At 37.1% G+C, this 23221-nt stretch carries 26 protein-coding genes; 15 read left to right on the top strand and 11 right to left on the bottom strand.

Annotated features, from left to right (window positions below; translation table 11 throughout):
- Nucleotides 1–28 precede the first annotated feature (28 nt).
- From NSS97_RS25015 to NSS97_RS25005, 3 genes are all read left to right on the top strand, one after another.
- On the top strand, nt 29–382 hold the full coding sequence (locus NSS97_RS25015; RefSeq protein WP_002034566.1) for a HesB/IscA family protein: 354 nt from the start codon (nt 29–31) through the stop codon (nt 380–382).
- A 164-nt stretch (nt 383–546) separates the two neighbouring features.
- A complete protein-coding gene (locus NSS97_RS25010) occupies nt 547–732 on the top strand; it encodes a hypothetical protein (RefSeq protein ID WP_080784437.1) in 186 nt (61 codons plus the stop codon).
- Nucleotides 733–909: 177 nt separating this feature from the next.
- Entirely contained in the window at nt 910–1263 is a 354-nt protein-coding gene (locus NSS97_RS25005) for a YxeA family protein (protein WP_044439147.1), read from the top strand.
- Between the two features lie 30 nt (nt 1264–1293).
- On the opposite strand, the gene NSS97_RS25000 is transcribed toward NSS97_RS25005, so the two are convergent.
- Complete coding sequence (locus NSS97_RS25000) at nt 1294–1755, bottom strand: DUF523 domain-containing protein (RefSeq protein ID WP_044439145.1); 462 nt, start codon at nt 1753–1755, stop codon at nt 1294–1296.
- Nucleotides 1756–1986: 231 nt separating this feature from the next.
- Between NSS97_RS25000 and NSS97_RS24995 the strand changes: the two genes are divergently transcribed.
- On the top strand, nt 1987–2868 hold the full coding sequence (locus NSS97_RS24995) for a helix-turn-helix domain-containing protein (RefSeq protein ID WP_107887275.1): 882 nt from the start codon (nt 1987–1989) through the stop codon (nt 2866–2868).
- A gap of 17 nt (nt 2869–2885) precedes the next feature.
- Here NSS97_RS24995 and NSS97_RS24990 read toward each other — a convergent pair whose 3' ends face one another.
- The 3 genes from NSS97_RS24990 to NSS97_RS24980 all read right to left on the bottom strand — a co-directional run bounded on the left by NSS97_RS24990 (nt 2886) and on the right by NSS97_RS24980 (nt 6063).
- A complete protein-coding gene (locus NSS97_RS24990) occupies nt 2886–4133 on the bottom strand; it encodes an MFS transporter (protein WP_044439141.1) in 1248 nt (415 codons plus the stop codon).
- A gap of 285 nt (nt 4134–4418) precedes the next feature.
- Nucleotides 4419–4895: a GyrI-like domain-containing protein gene (locus NSS97_RS24985; protein ID WP_002191058.1), complete on the bottom strand. Its 477-nt coding sequence runs from the start codon at nt 4893–4895 to the stop codon at nt 4419–4421.
- A 178-nt stretch (nt 4896–5073) separates the two neighbouring features.
- Nucleotides 5074–6063: an NAD(P)/FAD-dependent oxidoreductase gene (locus NSS97_RS24980; RefSeq protein WP_044439138.1), complete on the bottom strand. Its 990-nt coding sequence runs from the start codon at nt 6061–6063 to the stop codon at nt 5074–5076.
- A 464-nt stretch (nt 6064–6527) separates the two neighbouring features.
- On the opposite strand from NSS97_RS24980, the gene NSS97_RS24975 reads away from it, so the two are divergent.
- From NSS97_RS24975 to pepA, 5 genes are all read left to right on the top strand, one after another.
- Nucleotides 6528–7736 carry an NAD(P)/FAD-dependent oxidoreductase gene (locus tag NSS97_RS24975; protein ID WP_341114294.1) on the top strand — a complete coding sequence of 403 codons (1209 nt, stop codon included), beginning with the start codon at nt 6528–6530 and terminating at the stop codon, nt 7734–7736.
- Between the two features lie 120 nt (nt 7737–7856).
- Entirely contained in the window at nt 7857–8363 is a 507-nt protein-coding gene (locus NSS97_RS24970) for an NUDIX hydrolase (RefSeq protein WP_002015875.1), read from the top strand.
- Nucleotides 8360–8677: a YuiB family protein gene (locus tag NSS97_RS24965; RefSeq protein WP_002089308.1), complete on the top strand. Its 318-nt coding sequence runs from the start codon at nt 8360–8362 to the stop codon at nt 8675–8677. The genes NSS97_RS24970 and NSS97_RS24965 overlap by 4 nt, the downstream gene beginning before the upstream one ends.
- An 86-nt stretch (nt 8678–8763) precedes the next feature.
- A complete protein-coding gene (locus NSS97_RS24960) occupies nt 8764–9390 on the top strand; it encodes a 3D domain-containing protein (protein WP_002089307.1) in 627 nt (208 codons plus the stop codon).
- Nucleotides 9391–9699: 309 nt separating this feature from the next.
- Complete coding sequence (gene pepA, locus NSS97_RS24955) at nt 9700–11184, top strand: cytosol aminopeptidase (RefSeq protein ID WP_107887277.1); 1485 nt, start codon at nt 9700–9702, stop codon at nt 11182–11184.
- 188 nt (nt 11185–11372) lie between these two features.
- Here pepA and cdaS read toward each other — a convergent pair whose 3' ends face one another.
- A complete protein-coding gene (gene cdaS, locus NSS97_RS24950; protein WP_002067925.1) occupies nt 11373–11978 on the bottom strand; it encodes a sporulation-specific diadenylate cyclase CdaS in 606 nt (201 codons plus the stop codon).
- Nucleotides 11979–12121: 143 nt separating this feature from the next.
- Here cdaS and NSS97_RS24945 point away from each other — a divergent pair, with 143 nt between their 5' ends.
- Both NSS97_RS24945 and galU read left to right on the top strand, forming a co-directional pair.
- On the top strand, nt 12122–13846 hold the full coding sequence (locus tag NSS97_RS24945; RefSeq protein WP_107887278.1) for a phospho-sugar mutase: 1725 nt from the start codon (nt 12122–12124) through the stop codon (nt 13844–13846).
- A 152-nt stretch (nt 13847–13998) separates the two neighbouring features.
- Nucleotides 13999–14886 carry a UTP--glucose-1-phosphate uridylyltransferase GalU gene (gene galU / locus NSS97_RS24940; protein ID WP_002015869.1) on the top strand — a complete coding sequence of 296 codons (888 nt, stop codon included), beginning with the start codon at nt 13999–14001 and terminating at the stop codon, nt 14884–14886.
- A gap of 45 nt (nt 14887–14931) precedes the next feature.
- Here galU and NSS97_RS24935 read toward each other — a convergent pair whose 3' ends face one another.
- Nucleotides 14932–15525: an ECF transporter S component gene (locus NSS97_RS24935; RefSeq protein WP_107887279.1), complete on the bottom strand. Its 594-nt coding sequence runs from the start codon at nt 15523–15525 to the stop codon at nt 14932–14934.
- Between the two features lie 50 nt (nt 15526–15575).
- Nucleotides 15576–16319, bottom strand: a complete 744-nt coding sequence (locus NSS97_RS24930) for a DUF3298 and DUF4163 domain-containing protein (protein ID WP_107887280.1) — start codon at nt 16317–16319, stop codon at nt 15576–15578.
- A 96-nt stretch (nt 16320–16415) separates the two neighbouring features.
- Between NSS97_RS24930 and NSS97_RS24925 the strand changes: the two genes are divergently transcribed.
- Nucleotides 16416–16799 carry a hotdog fold thioesterase gene (locus tag NSS97_RS24925; RefSeq protein WP_002034550.1) on the top strand — a complete coding sequence of 128 codons (384 nt, stop codon included), beginning with the start codon at nt 16416–16418 and terminating at the stop codon, nt 16797–16799.
- Nucleotides 16800–16835: 36 nt separating this feature from the next.
- Here NSS97_RS24925 and NSS97_RS24920 read toward each other — a convergent pair whose 3' ends face one another.
- Together NSS97_RS24920 and NSS97_RS24915 are read right to left on the bottom strand one after the other, a co-directional pair.
- A complete protein-coding gene (locus NSS97_RS24920) occupies nt 16836–18212 on the bottom strand; it encodes a glycine--tRNA ligase (RefSeq protein ID WP_002015863.1) in 1377 nt (458 codons plus the stop codon).
- 590 nt (nt 18213–18802) lie between these two features.
- Nucleotides 18803–19516 carry a DNA alkylation repair protein gene (locus tag NSS97_RS24915; RefSeq protein WP_107887281.1) on the bottom strand — a complete coding sequence of 238 codons (714 nt, stop codon included), beginning with the start codon at nt 19514–19516 and terminating at the stop codon, nt 18803–18805.
- Nucleotides 19517–19634: 118 nt separating this feature from the next.
- Here NSS97_RS24915 and NSS97_RS24910 point away from each other — a divergent pair, with 118 nt between their 5' ends.
- Nucleotides 19635–20102, top strand: a complete 468-nt coding sequence (locus NSS97_RS24910) for a hypothetical protein (RefSeq protein WP_002034556.1) — start codon at nt 19635–19637, stop codon at nt 20100–20102.
- 103 nt (nt 20103–20205) lie between these two features.
- Here the strand turns inward: NSS97_RS24910 and NSS97_RS24905 are convergent, their stop codons facing one another.
- The gene (locus NSS97_RS24905) at nt 20206–21531 is read right to left on the bottom strand and encodes an ArsB/NhaD family transporter (RefSeq protein WP_002145115.1); all 1326 of its coding nucleotides are present in this window, start codon (nt 21529–21531) and stop codon (nt 20206–20208) included.
- Between the two features lie 290 nt (nt 21532–21821).
- Here NSS97_RS24905 and kapD point away from each other — a divergent pair, with 290 nt between their 5' ends.
- Nucleotides 21822–22445 (top strand): 3'-5' exonuclease KapD, encoded by a 624-nt coding sequence (kapD, locus tag NSS97_RS24900; RefSeq protein WP_341099763.1) that lies wholly within the window; start codon nt 21822–21824, stop codon nt 22443–22445.
- Between the two features lie 40 nt (nt 22446–22485).
- Here the strand turns inward: kapD and NSS97_RS24895 are convergent, their stop codons facing one another.
- Nucleotides 22486–22869 (bottom strand): kinase-associated lipoprotein B, encoded by a 384-nt coding sequence (locus tag NSS97_RS24895; RefSeq protein WP_044439089.1) that lies wholly within the window; start codon nt 22867–22869, stop codon nt 22486–22488.
- Nucleotides 22870–23042: 173 nt separating this feature from the next.
- On the opposite strand from NSS97_RS24895, the gene NSS97_RS24890 reads away from it, so the two are divergent.
- Nucleotides 23043–23219: a hypothetical protein gene (locus NSS97_RS24890; RefSeq protein WP_000982764.1), complete on the top strand. Its 177-nt coding sequence runs from the start codon at nt 23043–23045 to the stop codon at nt 23217–23219.
- Nucleotides 23220–23221: the final 2 nt, after the last annotated feature.

The raw sequence follows: 23221 nt of genomic DNA, 5'->3' as shown, positions 1-23221 counted from the left end.
AATGAGAACAGAAAGGATGGTGTATTTCATGATTGAAGTAACAGAACAAGCGGCTTTTCAAATTAAAGATATGTTAAAAGATGCTGAAGATGGAGAGAAGTACGTGCGCCTTGCTGTACATGGCGGCGGATGTAGTGGTCTTTCTTACGGCTTAGGATTTGAAGTAGAACCAAAAGAAGACGACACAGTTCTTGAGTTTTTCGGTGTTGAATTTGTTATCGATAAAGAAAGTGCTCCGATTGTAAAGGGAGTGAAAGTTGACTATAAGCAATCTATGCTTGGCGGCGGATTCACAATCGACAATCCAAACGCGATCGCATCATGTGGATGCGGATCATCTTTCCGTACAGCGTCGAATGCTGGTAAGCCAGAAGATTGCTAAGTTTTTTCATCCCTTTATTCTAAGTGGAAATTGAATGGGTAGGTTGCATATAAAGACCTTTTTAGCGATGAAACCAAATCGTTAGGAAGGTCTTTTCTTTTGCGCTAAAAAGAAAAAGAGCATGACAAAGATAACGAATATATGCAAGAAGAAGGGGACGCAAGATCGACGATGTTTTTGAATTCGTAGGGAGATATGTGATTAAACCTATAATTAGATTCGTAAGTTACCTTGTAATAGATATCATAATAGAGTGCGTAATAGAGGGTGTAATAAGCGGTATAAGAAAATTATGTGATAAGATTCGTGACAAGTGGAAAAGTTGGCGTGGAAGACGTTATTGGCGTTAATAGATTGTCATGACTAGGCTAGATGAGTGTCAATAACGTTTTCAATGAAAAAACACTGATTAAAGTTTTAATTTACTATCTTACAAAAGTGTAATGTTCATGTCATGTTTTTGAATTTCTTCTTTAAAGCTTAGGCCTTAAGATAACAATATAAGAAAAACACATGAGGTGAAGGAAATGAAAAGATATATTGCACTTTTTAGTATTTTAGTTGTATTCGCAAGTTTGTTAGTTGGCTGTGATTTAAACCGTATGGGTAAAGATGAGTATTACGTTCAAATTACAGTAGATGGAAAAGAATATAATGGTAAAGCTGATAATGGTCAGCCGTATAAAGATTACGAATATAAACTAACTGGTTTTGATAAAGATGGTAAAGAGAAAGAATTAGAATTCATAGCGCAAAAAAATCTTCGTAAAGAAGCATTCCTACGCGTATACCACTCAGATAAAAAAGGTGTAACAGCTTGGGAAGAAGTGAAAAAGGACGAGCTTCCTGCGAAAGTGAAAGAAAAATTAGGTGTGAAATAAGACAGATGGAAAAGGAATTGACGAACAGGGTCAATTCCTTTTTTCGTTCTCAAAATCCTCTTCTGAAATTACTTTAAATCCATGTCGGCGGAATAAAGCAGTTGTCACTCCGTAACCAGTTTGTTTATTGCCGTTAAATTCCCCTGTGTAAATAGTAGAACTACCACAAGATGGACTGCGTTCTTTTAAAATTATATATTCTGGGTTTAAATCTTTTATTTGTTCTAATGCTTTATAAGCACCACGCACGAAAGCCTCCGTGACATCTTGTCCTTCTTTCGTCATTACTTTTGCTTTTCCATCTAAAACATCATCGCCATTACCGCCGATAATTTCAGCAGAAGGGCGTGGTGTTGGTAAACCGCCTAATACTTCGGGACAAACGAGGATGGTATCTTCCCTCTGTAATAACTCTTCTATTTGTGAAACGAGATTATCGTTACCGTCATACCGACAAGCAATACCACCTAAACAAGCACTAATTACAATCATATTTTCATCTCCAATAAAGTGAAATTTTAATCAGTGGGGGTTTTGTCCATCCCCCACTGATTATTAGTTGAACCAATCGGGCTTTTACGGGCAGTTGATCTCCCACCTAACCTCCTCCCATTCGCCGAATCTGGAGGTGGGAGTCTTACTGCCCGTTAATGCGGGATAAAAAATATTAAATATCACGCCAATTTCTCTGCCTATTTCTTACCTATAAGTGAGGTGATAAAAATGGGAAGCTTATATAATTTAATGAAACCATATAGTCAATTTCGAAGTAAAGAAGAGTTTAATACATATCAAAAACAAGTTTTGAAGTGCTATCGATTTCAATTGAATAAAACGGATGCTATCATTATTCATTTTTTAGGAAAGTATGCAGTGAATGAGAAACAGAAAACAGTGGGAGTTGCTTGTCCGTTAATGGAGACGATTGCTACAAATGTTGGAAAGAGTATTCGTACGGTACGCCGCTCGATTGCAAAGTTAGAGGAGCTAGGAATTATAAAACGTGTTGCGACAAAAGAAAGATATAAGCGCGGGGGATATAGTGCAAACTTATATGTATTTCTTAAATCTGCAATTGACCGCATGGATGACCGTATGAAAATGTCCGCATGTGAAAGTGATGATCGTACAGATGGCAGTAGTGGAAACGAGCAAAAAAATGAGGGGGAAACAATTCTTTCTAAAAACATTCCACAAATAAAAGAGAAAAGAAAAGTAACGTACGAGCTTGATGAAACGTATTGTCGTCACGATATACCTAAGCCTTTTATATATGCACTGGTGCCGATGGCGAGTAATCCGAAGAAGATTAATATATTTTGGAGTAAGGTGGAACTTGCTTATAAAAAGAGCGGATTATTAGAGCAAGGTGCTTTATTAGAGGGAATATTAGCTGATGAAGAAGTGCGTGGAAATTTAATTTGGAGGGTGAAAAGTGTTGTGAGAGCGTATAAGTACGGAGAAATTCGTAAAGATGTTGGAGCACTATTGTATAGTACGATGCGAGATTTATTTTTAGAAATTGGATTAGAGTGGGGAGCGGCATTAAGGAGAAGTAAGGGAATACCGTTATTCGATCCATTTAAAAAAGAGCCATGCGTATAATACATGACTCCAAGTAGCTAATCGAACTTTCTTACAACTGGAACACGAATTGCTACAAATAGTACAAAGACGATAACAGCGATTGCACCGCTTTTCATAACCGTTACAATTGGAATGCCTATCCCAAGTGCAAGCGATGTAAATGCGTAAGAGAGCGGAATGAATCCCATCGATGAAAGCATGAGTAAGCTCATAACGCGTCCCATCATCTCTTCTTTTACTGTTGATTGAATCATCGCCATAAGTGGAACGATAGCCATCGCAATTGTAATACCGTAAAACATTCCAGCTAACAACGCTTGCCAAAGTACGGTGCTAAAGTTGATGGCTAGGAAGAATACACCAGACAGTAGCATCATGATAATACAAAATAGACCACGTCTGCGGTTAATGTTTTTTAATCCGACAATGACAGCTCCTATCGCCATCCCGCCGCCAACAGACGCTTCTAAGTAACTAAACTGAAGTGAATCACCGTGCAGAACGTTTTTGACGAAGAGCGGGAAGCCTACTTGCATTGGGCCGATTAAAAATAAATTTAAAAAGGCGCTACATATAAGGAAAGTTGAAAGAAATGGTGATTCTTTTACATATGAAATTCCCTCTTTAATAGAAGTAAACATGCCTTTATCTGTTTCATTTTTTTCGGGTACTGTAAATTGTATTTTTTGAACGAGTATCGCAGCGATAATGAGTAGCAGGATTGTAATTGAAAAGATTGTTTCATAGTTCGTAAATTTAATGAGAATACCGCCAAGTACAGGGCCCAAGATGACCGATCCTTGGTTTGTCATTTGAGTAAGTGAATTTGCTTGTGTTAAACGGCTTTTTGCTACAAGTTCAGGCAGAATAGATCCATCTGCTGACCAGAAGAAAGCGTCAGCAAGTCCGAAGAACAAAGCAAACAAAGCAAATGTATATAGTGTTACATCACCGACGATGAACCAGGTGAGAATGGTTGCGACAAGAATAGCGCGAATAATATTAGAGTAAAACATAATATTTTTTTTCGGGAATTTATCAGCTAATGCTCCGCCGATAATCATAAAGATGAGTCTTGGAACACTAAGAGCCACGAAAACAATACCGAGTGAAGCCTCAAGGTTTAATGTTTTTGCTATGTACCATGTTTGTGAAAAAGTAAAAAAGGCTAAAGCAAAACTTGAAAAGAGAGTAGCTGCCCAAAGGAAAAGGAAGTTCGTATTTTTTAATAACGGTTTTCCGCTTCCTTCTAAAGCAGATTTATTTTGTTGTAGTTCCTCCATATTGCTTCCTTTCTATGTACCAAATTTAGACTAAAAAACTTATTAACAATCGTTTTATCCCGCTATTTGCGGGCAGTTGGTCTCCCACCTCAAAATTGGGCTAGGGCAAAGAAGTTAGGCGGGAGACCAACTGCCCGTAAACCCCCACTGAGTATAGTTTCACTTTATACAGTTTCTAATATTTCTATACTGCACTTTCTCATTGTAGACAATAATAATGAATTTGCACAGTGGCTATTTAACGACAAAAAAGAAGATACCAAAGGGTATCTTCTTTTTTGTCATTCACGCTAAAGCAATATAAATATCCACTTGTACGTTATTTGGATCTACTGCATTTTCGTCATAAAGCTCAAAGTCTGTTGTAAAAGCACGTTTGTTTTCTTTCGACCATTGCCAAATATATTCCCAAGTTTCACAAATGACTTCAGACACAGGACCTTTTCTCGTTGTAAATACCGCATACGTTGCGGCAGGTATTGTTAAGGCTGTCATATTTTCAGGAACGTCTTCTAATGAAGAAACAGGCATGCCAATAGTAAATTGATATGTACCAGTTTCATCTGATTCGTAGTTTGAGTAGAAAGCGAATGTTTCTTTTGTTTGTTGATTTGGGATGTGATGCATGATTTGTTCTTGGAAGTATTGGTTCCAAAGTTGTGGGATTTTCCCTTCAGTAGATGCCTCTTTTTCATTTGTCGTCGTAATAGAAACACCGATTGCTTGGAAAGCTTCTTTCTTAATGATAATAGGTTCTTTCATTATAAAATTTCCCTCCATTGAATGAAACATACGTTCTATTTTATTGTAACCTATTTTAGGAGTATGTGGTATTTTTTTCTAAAGTACATAGCTGTGAAGAAAGAGAGGTAATTTGGATTAGGGATCTTTATAACAAAAGAGCTCCTTTCATGTAAAAGGAGCTCTTTTCATTTCTATATTAAAACATACTTGAGCTATGCATTGGTTGAAGTTTTGCGTTTGGATCGAAGTAAGCTTTTGCATTGTTTACTGCTGTCGGTGCTTCACCAAAGCCGCAAGCAATGAGTTTTACTTTTCCTTCATATGTACAAATGTCACCAGCAGCGTAAATGCCAGGAATATTTGTTTCCATTTTTGAGTTCACGAGGATGCTGTTTTTTTGAATATCTAAGCCCCAATTTTTAATTGGACCAAGTGAAGAAACGAAGCCGTAGTTTACGATTACGTCATCAACATCGATGATAATTTTTTCTTCTGTTTTTACGTGCTGAAGAACAACTTGTTCAATAGTATCATCACCGATAAGTTCAACTGGAACGTAAGGTGTGCTTACTTCTGCACGGGAATTCATTAAGCTTTCTACGCTATGTTCATGTGCACGGAATTTGTCGCGGCGATGAGCAATTGTAACTTTGTCCGCAATCGGTTCTAACATCATTGTCCAATCTACTGCTGAGTCACCGCCGCCGAATACAACGACGCGTTTTTCAGCAAATTTATTCATATCATCAACGAAATAATGTAAGTTTTTCTTTTCGTATTTTGCTGTGCCTTCTAATTCTAAGCGGCGTGGTTGGAAAGCACCATTACCAGCAGTAATAATGACAGATTTAGAGTAGTGAGTTTGTTTATTTGTAACAAGTTTAAATATACCGTCAGCTTGTTTTTCAAGCGTATCAACAGCTTCCTCTAAGCAAACAGTTGGATCGAACCTTTTCATTTGTTCTTTTAAGTTATCAACTAACTCTTGTGCGCGCACTTTTGGGAATCCAGCTACATCATAAATATATTTTTCGGGATATAGTGCGGATAATTGCCCTCCAAGTTGAGGTAAGCTTTCAATAATTTTTACACTTGCTTGTCTCATTCCGCCATAAAATGCGGTGAATAGTCCTGTTGGGCCACCACCAATAATCGTTATGTCGTAAACTTTTTGATTTTCTGTCATTTTCATTCCCCCTATAGATGATGGAATTTTAATATTGATTTCATATATTGTTCATATGTACATGAAAATCCTGCAAATGATGACACTTTCAAATAAATGATAGCATATTTCAGTTAATAATACTTCTGAAAACGACTGAATAATAAGTAAGTTTGCACATAGATGTTTTAGAATTGTATAAAATATAGCGAAAGGAAAATACATGAAAAAAAGGCTGAAAAACCCTTGAAAACGCTATGTTATTTTAAAATATTGATAATTCTCTAGGTGCTTGAATTATGGAATGAAACCGACTAATATAGGGAAGTATTATGTTAAATTTCTATGACAAATTTCGTACGATTTTTTGACTGCGTTTTGTTATGATATAGAATGTGATAAATTCCACATTCTTGACAAATAGAGTTTTTAGTACTTGGTATTATTTTTTATTACTATTATATAAAGAAAAGGGTTGTGATTTAGTGAAGACTCCAAAAATCGTAGTTTTAGGTGCAGGTTATGGCGGGATGATTACGACTGTTCGTCTGCAAAAAACATTATCTGTAAGTGAAGCTGAAATTACGTTAGTAAACAACAACAGCTATCACTACCAAGCAACTTGGTTACATGAGAGTGCAGCTGGTACATTACAAGATGATAAAATCTGTCTAGATATTCAAGACGTTATCGATACAAATAAAGTGAACTTTGTACAAGATACAGTAGTAGAGATTAAAGCTGCTGAAAAACATATTATCTTAAAAGATGGTGAATTAGAGTATGATTACTTAGTAATCGGTCTTGGTTTCGAATCAGAAACGTTCGGAATTAAAGGATTAAAAGAGCATGCATTCTCAATCACTAACATTAATGCAACTCGTCAAATTCGTGAGCATATGGAAGGAAAATTCGCTCAATATGCGACTGAAAAACGTGATGAGTTAGTAACAATCGTTGTTGGTGGCGCTGGATTTACTGGTATCGAGTACGTAGGTGAGCTTGCAAACCGTATTCCTGAACTTTGCAAAGAGTACGATGTTCCACGTGAAAAAGCACGTATCATCTGTGTAGAAGCTGCTCCAACAGCACTTCCTGGTTTCGATCCAGCATTAGTAGAGTACGCTGTAAAACAACTTGAGAAAAAAGGTGTAGAATTCCGCATCGGTACAGCAATTAAGGAAGCAACTGAAGAAGGTATTATCGTTGCCAACGGTGATGATGCTGAACTTCTTAAATCTGAAACTGTAGTTTGGGCTGCAGGTGTTCGTGGTAATGGTATTGTGGAAGAGTCTGGATTTGAAGCAATGCGCGGACGTATTAAAGTGGATGAGTACATGCACGCTCCAGGTCATGAAGATGTATTCATGGTTGGTGATGCAGCGTTAATCATCAACGAAGAGATTAACCGTCCATACCCACCAACAGCACAGATTGCAATTCAAGAAGGTTATAATATTGCACACAATTTAACTGTGTTAGTTCGCGGCAAAGGTGAAATGAAAAAGTTCGCATTTGATAATAAAGGATCTGTATGTTCATTAGGTCATGACGATGCAATGGGCGTTGTTATGGGTAAAAAGTTAACAGGTTGGAAAGCTTCATTCATGAAGAAAGTAATCGACAACCGTTACTTATTCTTACTAGGCGGACCTTTATTAGTTCTTAAAAAAGGTAAATTGAAGTTCTTTTAATATATAGTAGAAAAAGCAGAAACGGCTATGAGCTGTTTCTGCTTTTTTCGTATTGAAAATATAGTATAATATATAAAAAAGAAAGAATATTCTGTTCGTTTTGGTGGAGGAGGTTATATCATGGGGAAGCGAGGGAAAGTGTGGTTAGCTGTCAGTGGCTTAGTAGCTACAGAAGATGGGAGATGGCTATTCGTTAAGAAAAAATACGGTGGATTGAAAGGGCAATGGTCTTTACCTGCTGGTTTTGTTAATGAAGGCGAGACTGTTGATGAAGCTGTGAAACGTGAAATTTTGGAAGAGACAGGCATTGTTGCTCATGTAAAGGGGATTATTGGTATTCGCTCAGGTGTTATTCATAATGAAATTAGTGATAATATGATTATTTTTCTTCTAGAGCCAGAGGGAGAAGACGTTATCGTACAGGAGAAAGAATTGTCGGAAGTAGCTTTTTTACATCCAGAAAATATTGCAGATGATCAAAATACTTCTGTACTCATCAAATATTTATTAGAAGGAAGAGCAGAGTCGCATTTTGAAATGGACAAAACATTAAATCCAGGAGAGCAATTTGGTTATACGGCTTATCATGTGTTTACGGCGTATGCGAAGGAGAGGGAGAAGAAGTGAGTATACCGGTACTACTTATTTCAATGATGTTGTTCTTTATTTTATTTTTTGGAATTGGATTTTTACTCAACATGATTTTGCGGGCTACGTGGGTAATGGTTATTGTATATCCGATTATTTGTATGCTTATTATTAATAAAGCGAGTGTATGGGACTATTTTTCAAAGCCAAAAGAAACATTTTCTTCATTTGGGACAAGTGTATCGCATTTAGGACACGCAGATGTGTTTATTCTATCTACTGGATTAGTAGGTGCTGCTTTAGCAGGAATCATAATTAAAAAACTTCGAAAAAGTGGATATCAAATGTTTTAATCTCCAATCAATTTGGAGATTATTTTTTTGCATATTCCTTCATCGTATAGGGAATGATTAACGATGAAGGAGTGTGGAATATAAAAATGTTAAAACGATATTGTATTCGCATTATGATGACTTGTTTACTTGCATTCGCATTATGCGTAACATGGCAGGCTTTCACAGGAGTTTCTTTATTAGAGATTATAAAATCATATGAAGGAACAAGTGTAAAAGAAGTACATGCAGCAGAAATTGAGAAAAAAGTTGCTCCGAGTAAAGAAGTGATAAATGCTTTAGAGCAGGCAAATGACTGGTCTAAATATCGTGTTATAGAAATGACTGCAACTGGTTATACATCAGGTATAGAGTCGACTGGAAAGAGGCCGGGGCATCCAGAGTATGGCATTACATATTCAGGTGTTAAAGCAAAAAGGGATTTATATTCCACAATCGCTGCCGATTTACGCGTATTCCCGCTTGGGACAATTCTATTCGTGCCAGGTTACGGATATGGTGTTGTAGCTGATAAGGGCGGTGCTATAAAAGGAAATCGTCTCGATTTATATTATGATACGGTGAAAGACGTTTATAGCCAATGGGGTAAGAAAAAAGTAAATGTGTATATAGTGAAAATAGGAAATGGCAAGTTTTCGGAAGAAGAGTTAACGATGTTAAATCAAGACGAAACGATGCAAGTGTTTCGTGGCCAATATTTAAAACAAAGATAGTCTAGTGGTAATAACGCTAGACTTTTTTCTTGTCTTATTTCACCATAGAAGATATTGGAGATAGCATCTTTATCCTGCTATTTGCGGCCGGTAAAACTCCCACCTCAAAATTCAGCTGGAGCAAAGAAGGTAGGTGGGAGCCCTGCTGCGCGTAAACGCCTGATTGGTGCGGGCTGATAATCAGTGGGGGATGAACAAAACCCCTGTTAATTAAAGTTTCACTTTATATGAAATAACAGAATTTAGAATTGTCGCATTTTATCGAAAATAAAGTTATAATGGACGTAGAGAAATTTAGGGGGTCTGAACATGTTTCAAGTACAAAAAGAATTAGTAAGTCATGAAGCGGTAATTGTTGCCTTATTTGAAGAAGATAAAACGAGTAGCTTTGTACAAGAACTGGATAAAGCGTTTGAAGGACAATTACAAGTTTTATTAGAAGAAAAAGAACTTTCAACTAAGAAGAAAGCAATTTCAAAAGTACATAGCTTAGGAAAAACAAATGTTAAACGTTATTATTTTGTTGGTTTAGGTAAGAAAGAGTCATATACAACGGAAACGTTACGTGCTGCTCTTGGTAAGGCGTTTAAAGCGTTACAAGCAGCAAAAGTACAAGATGCAGCAATCTTACTTGATTCTTTCGTGACAGATAAATTAGATGCGATTGATGTAGCTCATATTGCGGCAGAAGTACAAGGTCTTGGTACATATGAATTACAAACGTATAAATCAGATAAAAAGGATCGTGTAGAATTAGAGAAGTTTACGGCTATTACAGCAGAAGATACACAAGAAATTGAAGCAGCATTAACGGTAGGATACGTACATGGACGTGCAACGAATTCAGCTCGTACGCTTGTAAATATGCCGCCAAACGTATTAACAGCGACAAAGCTTGCTGAGTATGCAGTTGAATTAGCAGAAAAATACGATATGGATTATAAGGTTCTTGAGAAAGAAGAGATGGAAGAGCTTGGTATGGGTGCATTACTTGCAGTAAACCAAGGATCTACTGAACCGCCAAAAATGATCGCTCTTATTTATAAAGGAAAAGAAGAGTGGAAAGATGTAATTGGATTTGTTGGAAAAGGGATTACATATGATACAGGCGGTTATTCTTTAAAACCACGTGAAGGCATGGTTGGTATGAAAGGTGATATGGGCGGAGCTGCAGCTGTTCTTGGCGCGATGGAGATCATCGGTGAACTTCGCCCAGAGCAAAATGTAATTGCTGTTATTCCATCAACTGACAACGTTGTAAGTGGTACAGCATTTAAGCCAGATGATGTTATTACATCTATGAGCGGAAAAACAATTGAAGTATTAAATACAGATGCAGAAGGTCGCCTAGCGTTAGCTGACGGTATTACGTATGCGAAGAAACTTGGCGCAAATTACTTAGTTGATGTTGCAACATTAACAGGCGGTGTAATTGTTGCACTTGGAAATCATACAACAGGCGCGATGACAAATAATGAAGAATTGTTTGAACAAGTGTTAGAGGCTTCTATGGAAACGGATGAGCCAATTTGGCAATTGCCGATTTTTGAACGTGATAAAGAACGTGTCAAGAACAGTAAATTTGCTGATTTAAATAACTCACCAGGCCGTGAAGGACATGCGGTTATGGCTGGGACATTCCTTGGTGAATTTGCAGAAGAAACACCATGGGTACACTTAGACATCGCTGGAACATCTGAAACATCAGGAGCACATGATTTAGGACCATCTGGAGCAACAGGTGCAATGGTGCGTACACTTGCAACAATTGTTGAGCGTTTCGGAGAAGAATAATTTTGAAGAAAGGGCTGTCTCAAATTTTTGGGATAGCCTTTTCTTATTGATATGGTATGACTATTGTAAGTTTTTGTCGGTAAGTCGATACTCCTTGTCGAAACATCGATATATTTGGAGTTACGGTTGATATAATTTCATTTATTATTTTACCGTTCCAAAAAGTGCTACATAGTGAAAGATTCGTCCTATAAAGAAATCGTATATAACGTCCCGCCTAAAGCGAATGAAGTACGCCCTGTTTCCTCAGAGACAACTAATATAAGTGCATCAATTTTCTCGGATAAGCCAATTGCAGCCCTATGACGTGTTCCTAGCTCAGGATTGATTTCCATGCTTTTTGTTAATGGAAGAATATTAGCTGCTGAGACAATATGATTATTTTTAATGAGAACGGCTCCGTCATGAAGAGGGTTCCCTGGATAAAAAATCGATTCAAGTAGTGGCGCGGTTAAGTGTGCGTTTAATGTCGTTCCAGTTTGAATGAAAGAATCAAGAGCGTCACTTCGTTCCACAATAATAAGAGCACCGTGTTTTCGAGCGCTTAAATGTTGGACAGCTGTAGTGATGAAATGTGAACTTTCCGTATAAGGTGATAAATATGCTTGAATATAATATGTAGCTGCTAACGTCTGTACATTTGTTAACATATGATGAATATCTTCCATTTTACATAAAATACATTCATCTTCTTTATCGATTGCATGCTTCATGTTTGATAATTCTTTTTCAGCAATTTCAATCATCTGCTTTGTTTTTATTTTGAGCTCTTCTGACAAGCCCCATTCTTGCATAATCCTCATTCCCTTTGGTGGAGTATTTAACCATAGTGTATACAAATATTTATAGTAAAATCCTGCTAGATTTTAAAAAATATTGAGATTCAGGTTGTTTTTTTCATATAATGAAGGTACGACAGGCGAGAGGAGATGGAAGTATGAATTGGAAACAAGAATTTAGTCGCTGGCTTTCATATGCAGAATTAGACGCAGAATTAAAAGAACAGCTAGAAAACATGAAGCAAGATGAGAAGAAAATCGAGGATAGCTTTTATAAAAATCTAGAGTTCGGTACAGGTGGTATGCGTGGTGAACTTGGTGCTGGTACGAACCGTTTAAATGTATATACAGTTCGTAAAGCAACAAAAGGATTAGCTATGTTTATTGAAAAATTAGGTGAAGAAGCGAAAAAACGCGGTGTTGTTGTCGCGTATGATTCTCGTCATAAATCACCTGAATTCGCAATGGAAGTAGCTGCTACTCTTGGTGCACACGGTATTACAACATATGTATTTGAAAGCTTACGTCCAACACCAGTGCTTTCTTTCGCAGTTCGTCATTTACATACAGCAAGTGGAATCGTTCTTACGGCAAGCCATAATCCGCCCGAATATAACGGTTATAAAGTATATGGTGAAGATGGTGGCCAGTTGCCTCCAAAGGAAGCTGATGAGTTAATTAGCTACGTAAATGCAGTAGAGAATGAATTAACAGTTGAAGTTGCTGATGTTGAGCAATTAAAAGCTGACGGTTTATTACATATAATTGGACAAGAAGTAGATGATGCGTATGCAGCAGAATTGAACAATGTCATTATTAATAAAGAGATGGTGAAAGAAGTAGGAAAAGATTTAAAAATCGTCTTTACACCATTGCATGGAACATCAAATATTTCGGTACGCCGTGGTTTAGAAGAAGTTGGATTTACAGATGTAACTGTTGTAAAAGAGCAAGAGTTACCAGATCCAAACTTCTCTACAGTAAAATCACCAAACCCAGAAGAGCATGCAGCGTTTGAGTATGCAATTCGCGACGGTGAAAAAGTAGGCGCAGACGTGTTAATCGCAACAGATCCTGATGCAGACCGTCTAGGTGTAGCAGTTCGCAATTACGATGGTGAGTTCCAAGTATTAACTGGTAACCAAACAGGTGCGTTAATGCTTGATTACTTATTATCACAAAAGAAGGAAAACGGAACGCTTCCAGAAAACGGTGTTGTTTTAAAAACAATCGTAACGTCTGAAATTGGCCGTACAATCGCAAAAGCATACGGTTTAGATACAGTTGATACGTTAACTGGATTTAAATTTATCGGTGAAAAAATTAAACAGTATGAAGAAAGTGGACAATATGAATTCCAATTCGGTTATGAGGAAAGCTACGGTTATTTAATCCGTCCATTCTGCCGTGATAAAGATGCGGTGCAATCCGTCCTATTTGCATGTGAAGTAGCTGCATACTACAAATCACAAGGTAAAACGTTATACGATGGTCTGCTAGAAGTATTTAAGAAGTATGGGTTCTTCCGTGAGGACCTTGTATCGTTAACGTTAAAAGGAAAAGATGGTGCCGAACAGATTCAAAAGATGATGGCAACATTCCGTGAGAATCCTCCGAAAGAAGTAGCTGGTTTAACAGTCGTTGCAGTTGAGGATTATAAAGAAAGCATCATTACAACGTTACAAGATGGAAATAAGGAAGAGATTCACTTACCGAAATCAAATGTGTTAAAATATCAATTAGAAGATGGTTCTTGGTTCTGCTTACGTCCATCTGGAACAGAGCCGAAAATTAAATTCTACTTTGGTGTACAAGATGATTCCTTACAAAATAGTGAACAAAAGTTACTTACTATTAAAGAAGATATTATGAATCGTTTATAATAGAATAGAGTGCTACTGATAGGAAAAGAGGAGAACGGAGAACGGCCTCCTCTTTTCTTGTAGTTTTGTTTGATGTAGAGGATTATTACGAGCGAGTGTTATAAATTTACACTTTACTAAGAGAATTAGAATGAAAAGCGAGGGTATTTGTCATGAAAAAAGTGAGAAAAGCAATTATCCCGGCAGCGGGATTAGGAACACGCTTTTTACCAGCAACGAAAGCAATGCCAAAAGAAATGCTTCCAATTGTAGATAAACCAACAATTCAATACATCGTAGAAGAAGCAGTAAAATCAGGCATCGAAGATATTATTATCGTTACTGGTAAAGGAAAGCGCTCTATCGAAGATCATTTTGATAACGCATTTGAATTAGAGCAAAACTTATTAGAGAAGAAAAAGTATGAGTTACTTGAAAAAGTACAAGCTTCTTCTAAAATGGTAGATATCCATTACATTCGACAAAAAGAACCAAAAGGATTAGGACATGCTGTTTGGTGCGCACGTAAATTCATTGGAGATGAGCCGTTTGCAGTATTATTAGGCGATGATATCGTTCAAGCTGAAAAACCATGTTTACGTCAATTAATGGACGAGTATGACAAAACACTTTCTTCTGTTATTGGTGTACAAACTGTTCCTGAAGCAGAAACACATCGCTACGGAATTATTGATCCGTTAGAGCAAGAGGGACGTCGTTATCAAGTTCGTAAATTCGTTGAAAAACCAGCGCAAGGTACTGCGCCTTCAAACTTAGCGATTATGGGACGTTACATTTTAACTCCTGAAATCTTTATGTTCTTGGAACAGCAACAAGTTGGAGCGGGTGGCGAAATTCAGTTAACGGATGCAATTCAAAGCTTAAATGAAATTCAACGTGTATTTGCATATGATTTTGAAGGAAAGCGTTATGACGTTGGTGAAAAATTAGGATTCGTTCAAACGACAATTGAAATGGCATTGCAGCACCCAGAATTACGTGATGATATGCTAGTAATGATGAAGAAAGTTTTAGACGAGCAAATGAAGCAAGAGTCTTAATATAATAAAAAAGGAGCTGTTCCTATAGGAACAGCTCCTTTTTTATTATGAAATCGTCGAATGAGAATGCTGATAAGCGGAACGACGTACAGCATAGTATATGCGAGGTGCGATAATAGCGCTGATAATTGTAAACGCAATATCCTTTACTGCGAACCACATCATAATCATCCAGGCAGCTTTATAACTCATATTACCACCCATGAAAATATTGACTGCCCCGTACATATAAGTAGTACCGATAATATACGTTAAAATGATTCCGACGAAAGAAGCAATTGCAAAGGTGCTGAATGTTGGTCGTTCTTTTTGTTCTACTAGTTTTCCTGATACGTAAGCAACGATAATAAATGCGATAATAAAACCACCAGTAGGATCTAAAAGTGCTCCAAATCCAGCTTTGAAGTTAGCGAAGATTGGCGCACCTGCTACTCCAACAAGCATGTAAACAGTCATTGATAATGCCCCAAGTCTACTCCCAAGAAGAAGACCTCCTAAAATTGCGAAAAATGGTTGCATAGATAATGGAATGCCCGCTATTTGTAAGAATGGTGCCCACGATACAATATTTGCACCAATAGCCATAAGAGCGACGAACATGGCAGCTAATGCTAAATCTAAAACATGAAGCTTCTTCATAATGTTAACCTCCAGTTGTGTTTAGGTTAACATTATCGTAGCGAAAATATTTACTTGTTGTCAATCAAAATATTTTGATAAGAAGGCTTTAAATAGTCTCTAAGCAATGTGTATGGAATACGAAACTGTGGAATTCCGCTTGAATAAGGAGCAATTTCATATAAAGAGAAATAAATTACAAGATTATCCGGTTCTAAAAAGTAGTGAAACTTTTTAGTGCTCGTTACTTTTTCGACTGCATCAGGAAAATAAATGCTTTCATTTTGTTTAATTTGTCTTACAATCTCTGTGCGAATTATTTCTTTATATTTATCCTCTTGTTGAAATAAATCGTCTAAGTGTAATAATTTTTTTTCGTTTAAATCAAATGTATTTGCCTTCCACGTATACAGTCCGTGCGCTCCGCCTGTATATTGATAGTAATTCACATATAGGCTGAGGAAAGGTGGTTTGTTTAAAGCTACTTTATAGTCAACATTTGCAACGTATGGATGAAAAGGTGTGCTAGATCCTTCTGTTTCTTTATAATATTTCTTAGCTTCTTTTTCTAATTTACTTTTAAATTTGGCAGTAGAGTTTTTGTAATAGGAATTCAGCTTATTTTGAAATTTTGAATCAGAAAAGTTGTGAAAGGAAGGCCTATTAATTTGATATTCTATATAAGGTTTCTTACCTTTTTGCGTTACAGTCTTAACGTTGATTGTCAGGTTGGATGCTTTGGCTGCTATTGCACAATTTGGTACAATAGTCAGCAAGGAGAACATAAGCAATAGTATACAAAATTTCTGTTTCATTTAGGTGAAACCTCCTTATATAAGTGTTATAGGTAGTTTGAAATTAAACAGGTAAAATTATACATTTGATCTAAAGTGAGAGAGGTTGAAAACGATATGTCAAAAACTTTAATGGATTCGCTTGGAATTGAGTTGTTAGAAATGACAGAGGATAAAGTAGTTGCTACAATGCCTGTTGATGAACGCACGCATCAGCCGTTTGGATTTTTACACGGTGGTGCATCTGTTGCATTAGCAGAAACTGTGGCAAGTGTTGGTTCATACAATTTAATTGATCAAGAAAAATGTATTTGTTTCGGATTAGAAATTAATGCAAATCATATTCGCTCAAAGCAAGATGGAATTGTAACAGCAATCGGAACACCAATACATAGAGGGCAATCGACAATGGTTTGGGATATTCGCATCATTGATGAAAATGATGAGTTACTATGTATATCAAGATGTACAGTAGCAATTAAAGAAAAACGTGAAAAGTAAAAAGAGGCGGCTCAATAGAGCGCCTCTTTTTTATAATTAGAACTGGATTTTTTTCTCTAAGAAACCTTTTAGTTCGCTAATTGGCATACGAACTTGTTCCATTGTGTCACGGTCACGTACTGTAACAGCTTTGTCTTCAACAGAGTCGAAGTCGTATGTGATACAGAATGGAGTACCAATTTCGTCTTGACGACGGTAACGTTTACCGATAGAACCAGTTTCATCAAAGTCTACCATGAAGTCTTTAGCTAGTTCTGCGAATACTTCAGTAGCACCTTCAGATAGCTTTTTAGATAATGGTAAGATAGCTGCTTTATATGGTGCTAAAGCAGGGTGGAAACGAAGAACTGTACGAGAATCGTTTTCTAATTGCTCTTCTTCATATGCATCACATAAGAATGCTAATGTTACACGGTCTGCACCTAGAGATGGCTCGATGCAGTAAGGCACATAACGCTCATTCGTTTGTGGATCGATATAGTTAAAGTCTTCGTTAGAGTGTTCCATATGACGTTTTAAATCGAAGTCTGTACGAGATGCAACGCCCCATAGTTCGCCCCAACCGAATGGGAATCTGAATTCAATATCAGTTGTTGCGTTACTGTAATGAGATAATTCGTCTTCACCGTGGTCACGAAGACGCATGCTTTCTTCAGTCATACCAAGTGAAAGTAACCAGTTTTTACAAGTTTCACGCCAGAATGCGAACCACTCTAAATCTTCACCAGGCTTACAGAAGAATTCAAGTTCCATTTGTTCGAATTCACGTGTACGGAATGTGAAGTTACCAGGTGTGATTTCGTTACGGAAACTTTTACCGATTTGGCCGATACCAAATGGAAGTTTCTTACGCATAGAGCGTTGTACGTTTTTAAAGTTTACGAAAATACCTTGTGCTGTTTCAGGACGAAGGAAGATTTCGTTTGTGCTAGACTCTGTAACACCTTGGAATGTTTTGAACATTAAGTTGAACTGACGGATTTCCGTGAATTCTTGGCTACCGCAATCTGGGCATTTTACTTCATGTTCTTTCATTAAGTCAGCCATTTGGTCGAAAGTAAGACCGTCAACGACCATTTCGATACCTTTTGCGTCTAATGCATCTTCAATTAATTTGTCAGCACGGTGACGAGCTTTACATTTTTTACAGTCGATCATTGGATCATTAAAGTTACCAACGTGGCCAGAAGCGATCCAAGTTTTTGGGTTCATTAAAATAGCAGCATCTAAACCAACGTTGTGTGGAGATTCTTGAATGAATTTTTTCCACCAAGCTTTTTTGACGTTATTTTTTAATTCGATTCCAAGTGGACCGTAATCCCATGTGTTTGCAAGACCACCGTAAATTTCAGAACCAGGGAAAACGAAACCGCGATGTTTCGCTAAGTTTACAACTTGTTCCATTGAATACATAATAAAATCCTCCTTTTGAAAGTTAACGTATTTGCGATGACGTGATGGGTACTTTGGAAACGGGGCATCTCCGCTAGCTCCAGCGCTGGTGACTAGAACAGTCGGTCATTTCGCGCCTTCCTGTGAGGCAAAAAGCGCCTCTTCGTCAGGAGCTCCAATGCCCTTCTGTTCTGAGCAAGTCACCTCCGCTTTTAGGTATATCCAGCTCCAGCGGCTAGAATGTTCGGTGGCTTCGCTTCTTCCGCCGAGGCAAAAACGCATCTATGTCAGAAGCTCCATCCCCCTCACATTCTGAGCGAGCCGCTTGCGCTTTTAATTTTAAAATACAAAAAAAGCTCGTCTCTAGGCAATCATGCCTAGGGACGAGCTTGTATATACCCGCGGTTCCACCCTAGTTGATGTGCATTTTGCACATCCACTTTCATCACGTATTGCTCGAGACTGCCGTTTCCTTGCAGCTTCAGGCTTTCACTATCCCTGAATCGCTTTTTGTGCAAGTACTTATAAGTCCGTCATCGCTACTTATATTAATAATAATGAACATATTTTAACACGTTCTTTTTTAAATCACAATAGAGGGGCGTGCCTATCTATGATAGAGTCTCGCCTATTTTTTCGTTATTTATTCCGTAATTTTGCTTAATGTGCTTAATTGCTTCACGTTTACTAAGTGGAGCGAGTTCGTTGTTTTGAACGTATTCCCATACTACATCTGGCTTTGTTTTTGCATATTCGCGAAGGACCCAGCCAATTGCTTTTTGAATGAAAAATTCTTTTGAGGAATGTAGTTGACCGATAATCCAGAAAAGGAGTTCTTCATCCATTTTTTGTTTGTATTTTAGCTGGAATAAAATAGCGGTACGTTGTAACCATATGTTTTCTGATGCAATCCATTTTGGAATATATGCAGAAATTAATTCTGGATGTTTTAAAAAGATAGCACCTAAAAATGTAGGGACGATGCTATCGACAGAGTCCCACCAAGATTTTGTGACAATAAGTTCTTCTAAAAATGGGATGTGAGTTTCATTTATGTGTTTTTTATATTTTTGCATGATATCGAGTGCGGCAGCTTGAAATTCACGTTCTGGTAGGTCCCAAAGTTCACGCACGATAATTTGGAAGTCCTTTTTATCTGGGAGAGTATGTATTTGAATTACGTCTTTCAATAACTGTCTTCTCTCAGGAGTTTGAATACCGAGAAACGGGAAGTGATTTTTCATATAACGTGCCATCGGTTCTGCTTTTTCGGGATTTTGATGAGCTGTAAAATGCTCTTGTAATGCCTTTACAAATGGATGCATAGGTATGTACTCCTCTCTCATTATCTTTCTCTTCTTATTATACAAAGAGTTTGGTTAAATTTTAAAACATAACTTGCACTGTAATGAAATATGTTGAGAAGAGAGAGGAGAGGATAAGATGGAAGATCAAGGCGTACTAGCAGGTTTCTTTGCTCTTAGTTTTGCGTTTATGCTTGTTATAATAATTTGGGCAATTATTTCGTATTTGTTAACGGCTTTTGCACTTTATACGATGGCGAAAAATGATGGTGCAACTGATGGTGTTCTTGCTTTTATTCCGTTTATAAATAGTAAGATATGGGGTGATTTAGCGAAAGATAAATTACCAGATTTCTTAAAAGAAGAAGCAGGGTGGAAAGTATTTGGCATATATGTTGGATGCTTCATCTTTAATTTCGTACCAATTCTATATATATTAGCAACAGCTGTATCACTTGTACTGTCTATTTATCTTATCTATGCTATTTTGGATAGATACGGAACGAATTCCATACTATTTACGATCATTCATACAATCACATTTTCGGTTTTCTTGCCGATTCATTTGTTCATTATTCGGAATGAGCCGGTGAGGTATAACGAGTAGGCGTATCAAAGTTGTCGAGCGGTCGATATATTTGGTTCTATAATAATTCTGATATGCTGAAAAAAGAACGAAAGCGCCCTGCTGAGCAGGGCGCTTTTTTCTACTACATAAGATAGCGTAAGTAAATGTAAATGTGAGAAATGATTAATGAAACGATCATAATTGGGAAGCCGACTTTAAGGAATTCCATGTAGCTGAATTTATGTCCTTCACGACTTGCGATTCCGGCTACGATTACGTTAGCAGAAGCTCCGATTAATGTTCCGTTTCCACCTAAGCAAGCCCCTAATGCTAATGCCCACCATAGTACGTCGATTTGTGCGTCAGAAGGTGATAAACCTAGCCCAACTGCCATATCGTTAATAAGTGGAATCATTGTTGCAACGAATGGAATGTTATCGATTGTTGCAGAGGCGATACCAGATACCCATAGAACAAGGATAGATGCCTGAGAAATATCTCCGCCTGTTATTCCAATTACTTTTTGAGCTAACATTTTGATAAGCCCGATATCAATAAGTCCTCCAACGAGTACGAATAGTCCCGCGAAGAAGAAGATTGTTACCCACTCTACACTTGCGAATACCTCTTCAATTTCATGCTCTTTCACACCGATTAGCATAAGCACAGTAGCGCCAGTTAAGGCGATGATAGCTGCATCAATATGGAAAATGGAATGAGTCATGAAACCTAAAATAGTAAGGCCAAGTACTGTTAAAGATTTCTTCATTAATACTGGGTCTTTAATGTATTGTTTTTCATCTAAGCTCATTAATTTTTTAATTTGTACAGGATCAGCAATTAATTGCTTACGGTACATGAAGTAAAGAATTGTTGCCGTAACAGCAATAATGATGATTACGATAGGTGCTAAGTTGAATAAGAAAGCATTGAAATCTAAATGCTTATTTGCAGAACCAATCATAATGTTTGGCGGATCACCAATTAATGTTGCTGTTCCTCCGATATTTGAAAAAATAATTTCAGAAAGTAAATATGGAACAGGATTTACTTGCAAGATGCGCGTAATAGATAAAGTAACTGGAACAACGAGAAGTACTGTTGTAACGTTATCTAAAAATGCGGAACCGAGCGCGGTAAGTAAGGAAAGTGAAATTAAAATTTTAATTGGATTTCCTTGTGCTCCTTTTGCGGCTTTAATGGCAACGTATTGGAAGACACCTGACTTACTTGTAATGTTTACGAGTATCATCATACCGATGAGTAATGTAATTGTTCCCCATTCAATATGTTTCGTAAAGGCATTGTGTAAGTCAACGACCCCTGCAATTACCATGAATGCTGCACCAAGAAGTGCGATGACAGCACGGTTAATTTTTTCAGAAATAATAATGGCATATGTAATTAAAAAGACTGCGATAGCGAAATAATACTGCCAGTTTGCGAGTTCTTGCGTTGTTTCGTGCAAAACTCTCATCTCCTTTCATTCACTTTTCTTAGTGTGTCAAAAAATTAACTAGATGAAACACACATAACGTCATTATAAAGTAGAAAAATGGCGGATGTAAATGAAAGGGTTTATTTTGTCATATTTTCTGCATAGGTCATTTTTTCTTATTTTTAAAAATATTTGTGGGCATCTGACATATATATAAGATACATCCAATCTGAATATTTAAAATCGAATCAGCATTCGAGCTTGTTCGTGTAGGAGTGTCAAATAGAAAGGAATGACAAATATGATAAGGAAGGGATCGTATGGATGAACAACGATTTTTGTTTTTAGACTTTGAGTTTACGATGCCCCAGCATAGAAAAAAGCCAAAAGGTTTTTTCCCAGAAATTATTGAGGTCGGACTCGTTTCAGTTGTTGGTTGTAAGGTGGAAGATACGTATTCATCGCATATTAGACCGAAAACATTTCCGTCTTTAACGGATCGATGTAAAAAATTTTTAGGAATTAAACAGGAAGTAGTGGACAAAGGAATTTCTTTTCATGAACTTGTTGAGAAACTTGCAGAATATGAAAAGAGTGGTAAACCGACGATTGTAACGTGGGGAAATATGGATATGAAAGTCTTAAAGCATAACTGTGAAATGGCGGGAGTAGAATTTCCATTCTTTGGACAGTGTCGTGATTTATCGCTTGAGTATAAGAAGTTTTTTGGAGAGAGAAATCAAACAGGGCTGTGGAAAGCAATTGAGGCGTATGGAAAAGCAGGAACAGGAAAGCATCATTGTGCGCTTGATGATGCGATGACGACATATAATATTTTTAAGTTAGTAGAAAAAGATAAAGAGTATTTAGTCAAACCAGCACCTCCGACATTAGGGGAACTTATTGATTTTTCGAAAGTGTTAAAGAAAGTGAGTACACAGTAACGACCAAATTGCAAAATATGTAATTTGGTCGTTTTGTTTTTTAAAGTTTGTAATCTTGCTTCAATTGCTGAAGTGTTTCTAGACTACGCCCCGCAAAAGGTGAATCATCTTCAGAAAATGAATTCATTTGAGTTTCTAATGCTAATTTTAGTGACTCTGTATAATCCGGAATTTCTCCTTCATATTTCTTCACCATTTGCTCTGGAATGTTCGTCTGTTCACGAAAAGCTAAAGCACGTCTTTCATGGAAAAATGGTACGTCAGCTTGTTTTACGTTATGTAAGTCACCTTGCACTGGATGTTTTAAAACAGCTAGTACTTTTACGACGTAACTGCCAGGACGGCTATTTGTAATTTCGCCGATGTATTTTCCAGTTTTATAAATACCAGTAACGATTTCACCAATTTCAAATGTTTCGCTCATATTTTTCACCTCAAGTTTATAGTAAGGAAAGTGCGCGAAGGAGTCAAAGAAATCATTCGCTTTCGGAACGCCCCCTTGAGAATATGACAGGCTTCAATTATAATTTAAGATGATAAAACAGAAAATTCTGATGTTTATTCTTACTATAAATTCCCCGATAAGGAGTGTTTCATATGATGCCTTTATATTTTCCAGAAGATAAAACGGAGTATATTATTCCAGGTATTGTTTGCGTTCTATTTATCATCGGTGCGGTCGCTACGTGGCGTATGTTTATTCGTGTATCAAAACGAGAAGCAGAGCGATTACAGAAAGTAGAAGAAAAGCTTTTAGCTGAAAAGAAACGGTAATT

Source organism: Bacillus sp. FSL R12-0074 (assembly GCF_038005725.1).
In the GTDB taxonomy this organism is placed as follows: domain Bacteria; phylum Bacillota; class Bacilli; order Bacillales; family Bacillaceae_G; genus Bacillus_A; species Bacillus_A mycoides.
Note: the sequence above shows the minus strand (reverse complement) of the source record. Positions and strands in the feature narration are given on the sequence as shown.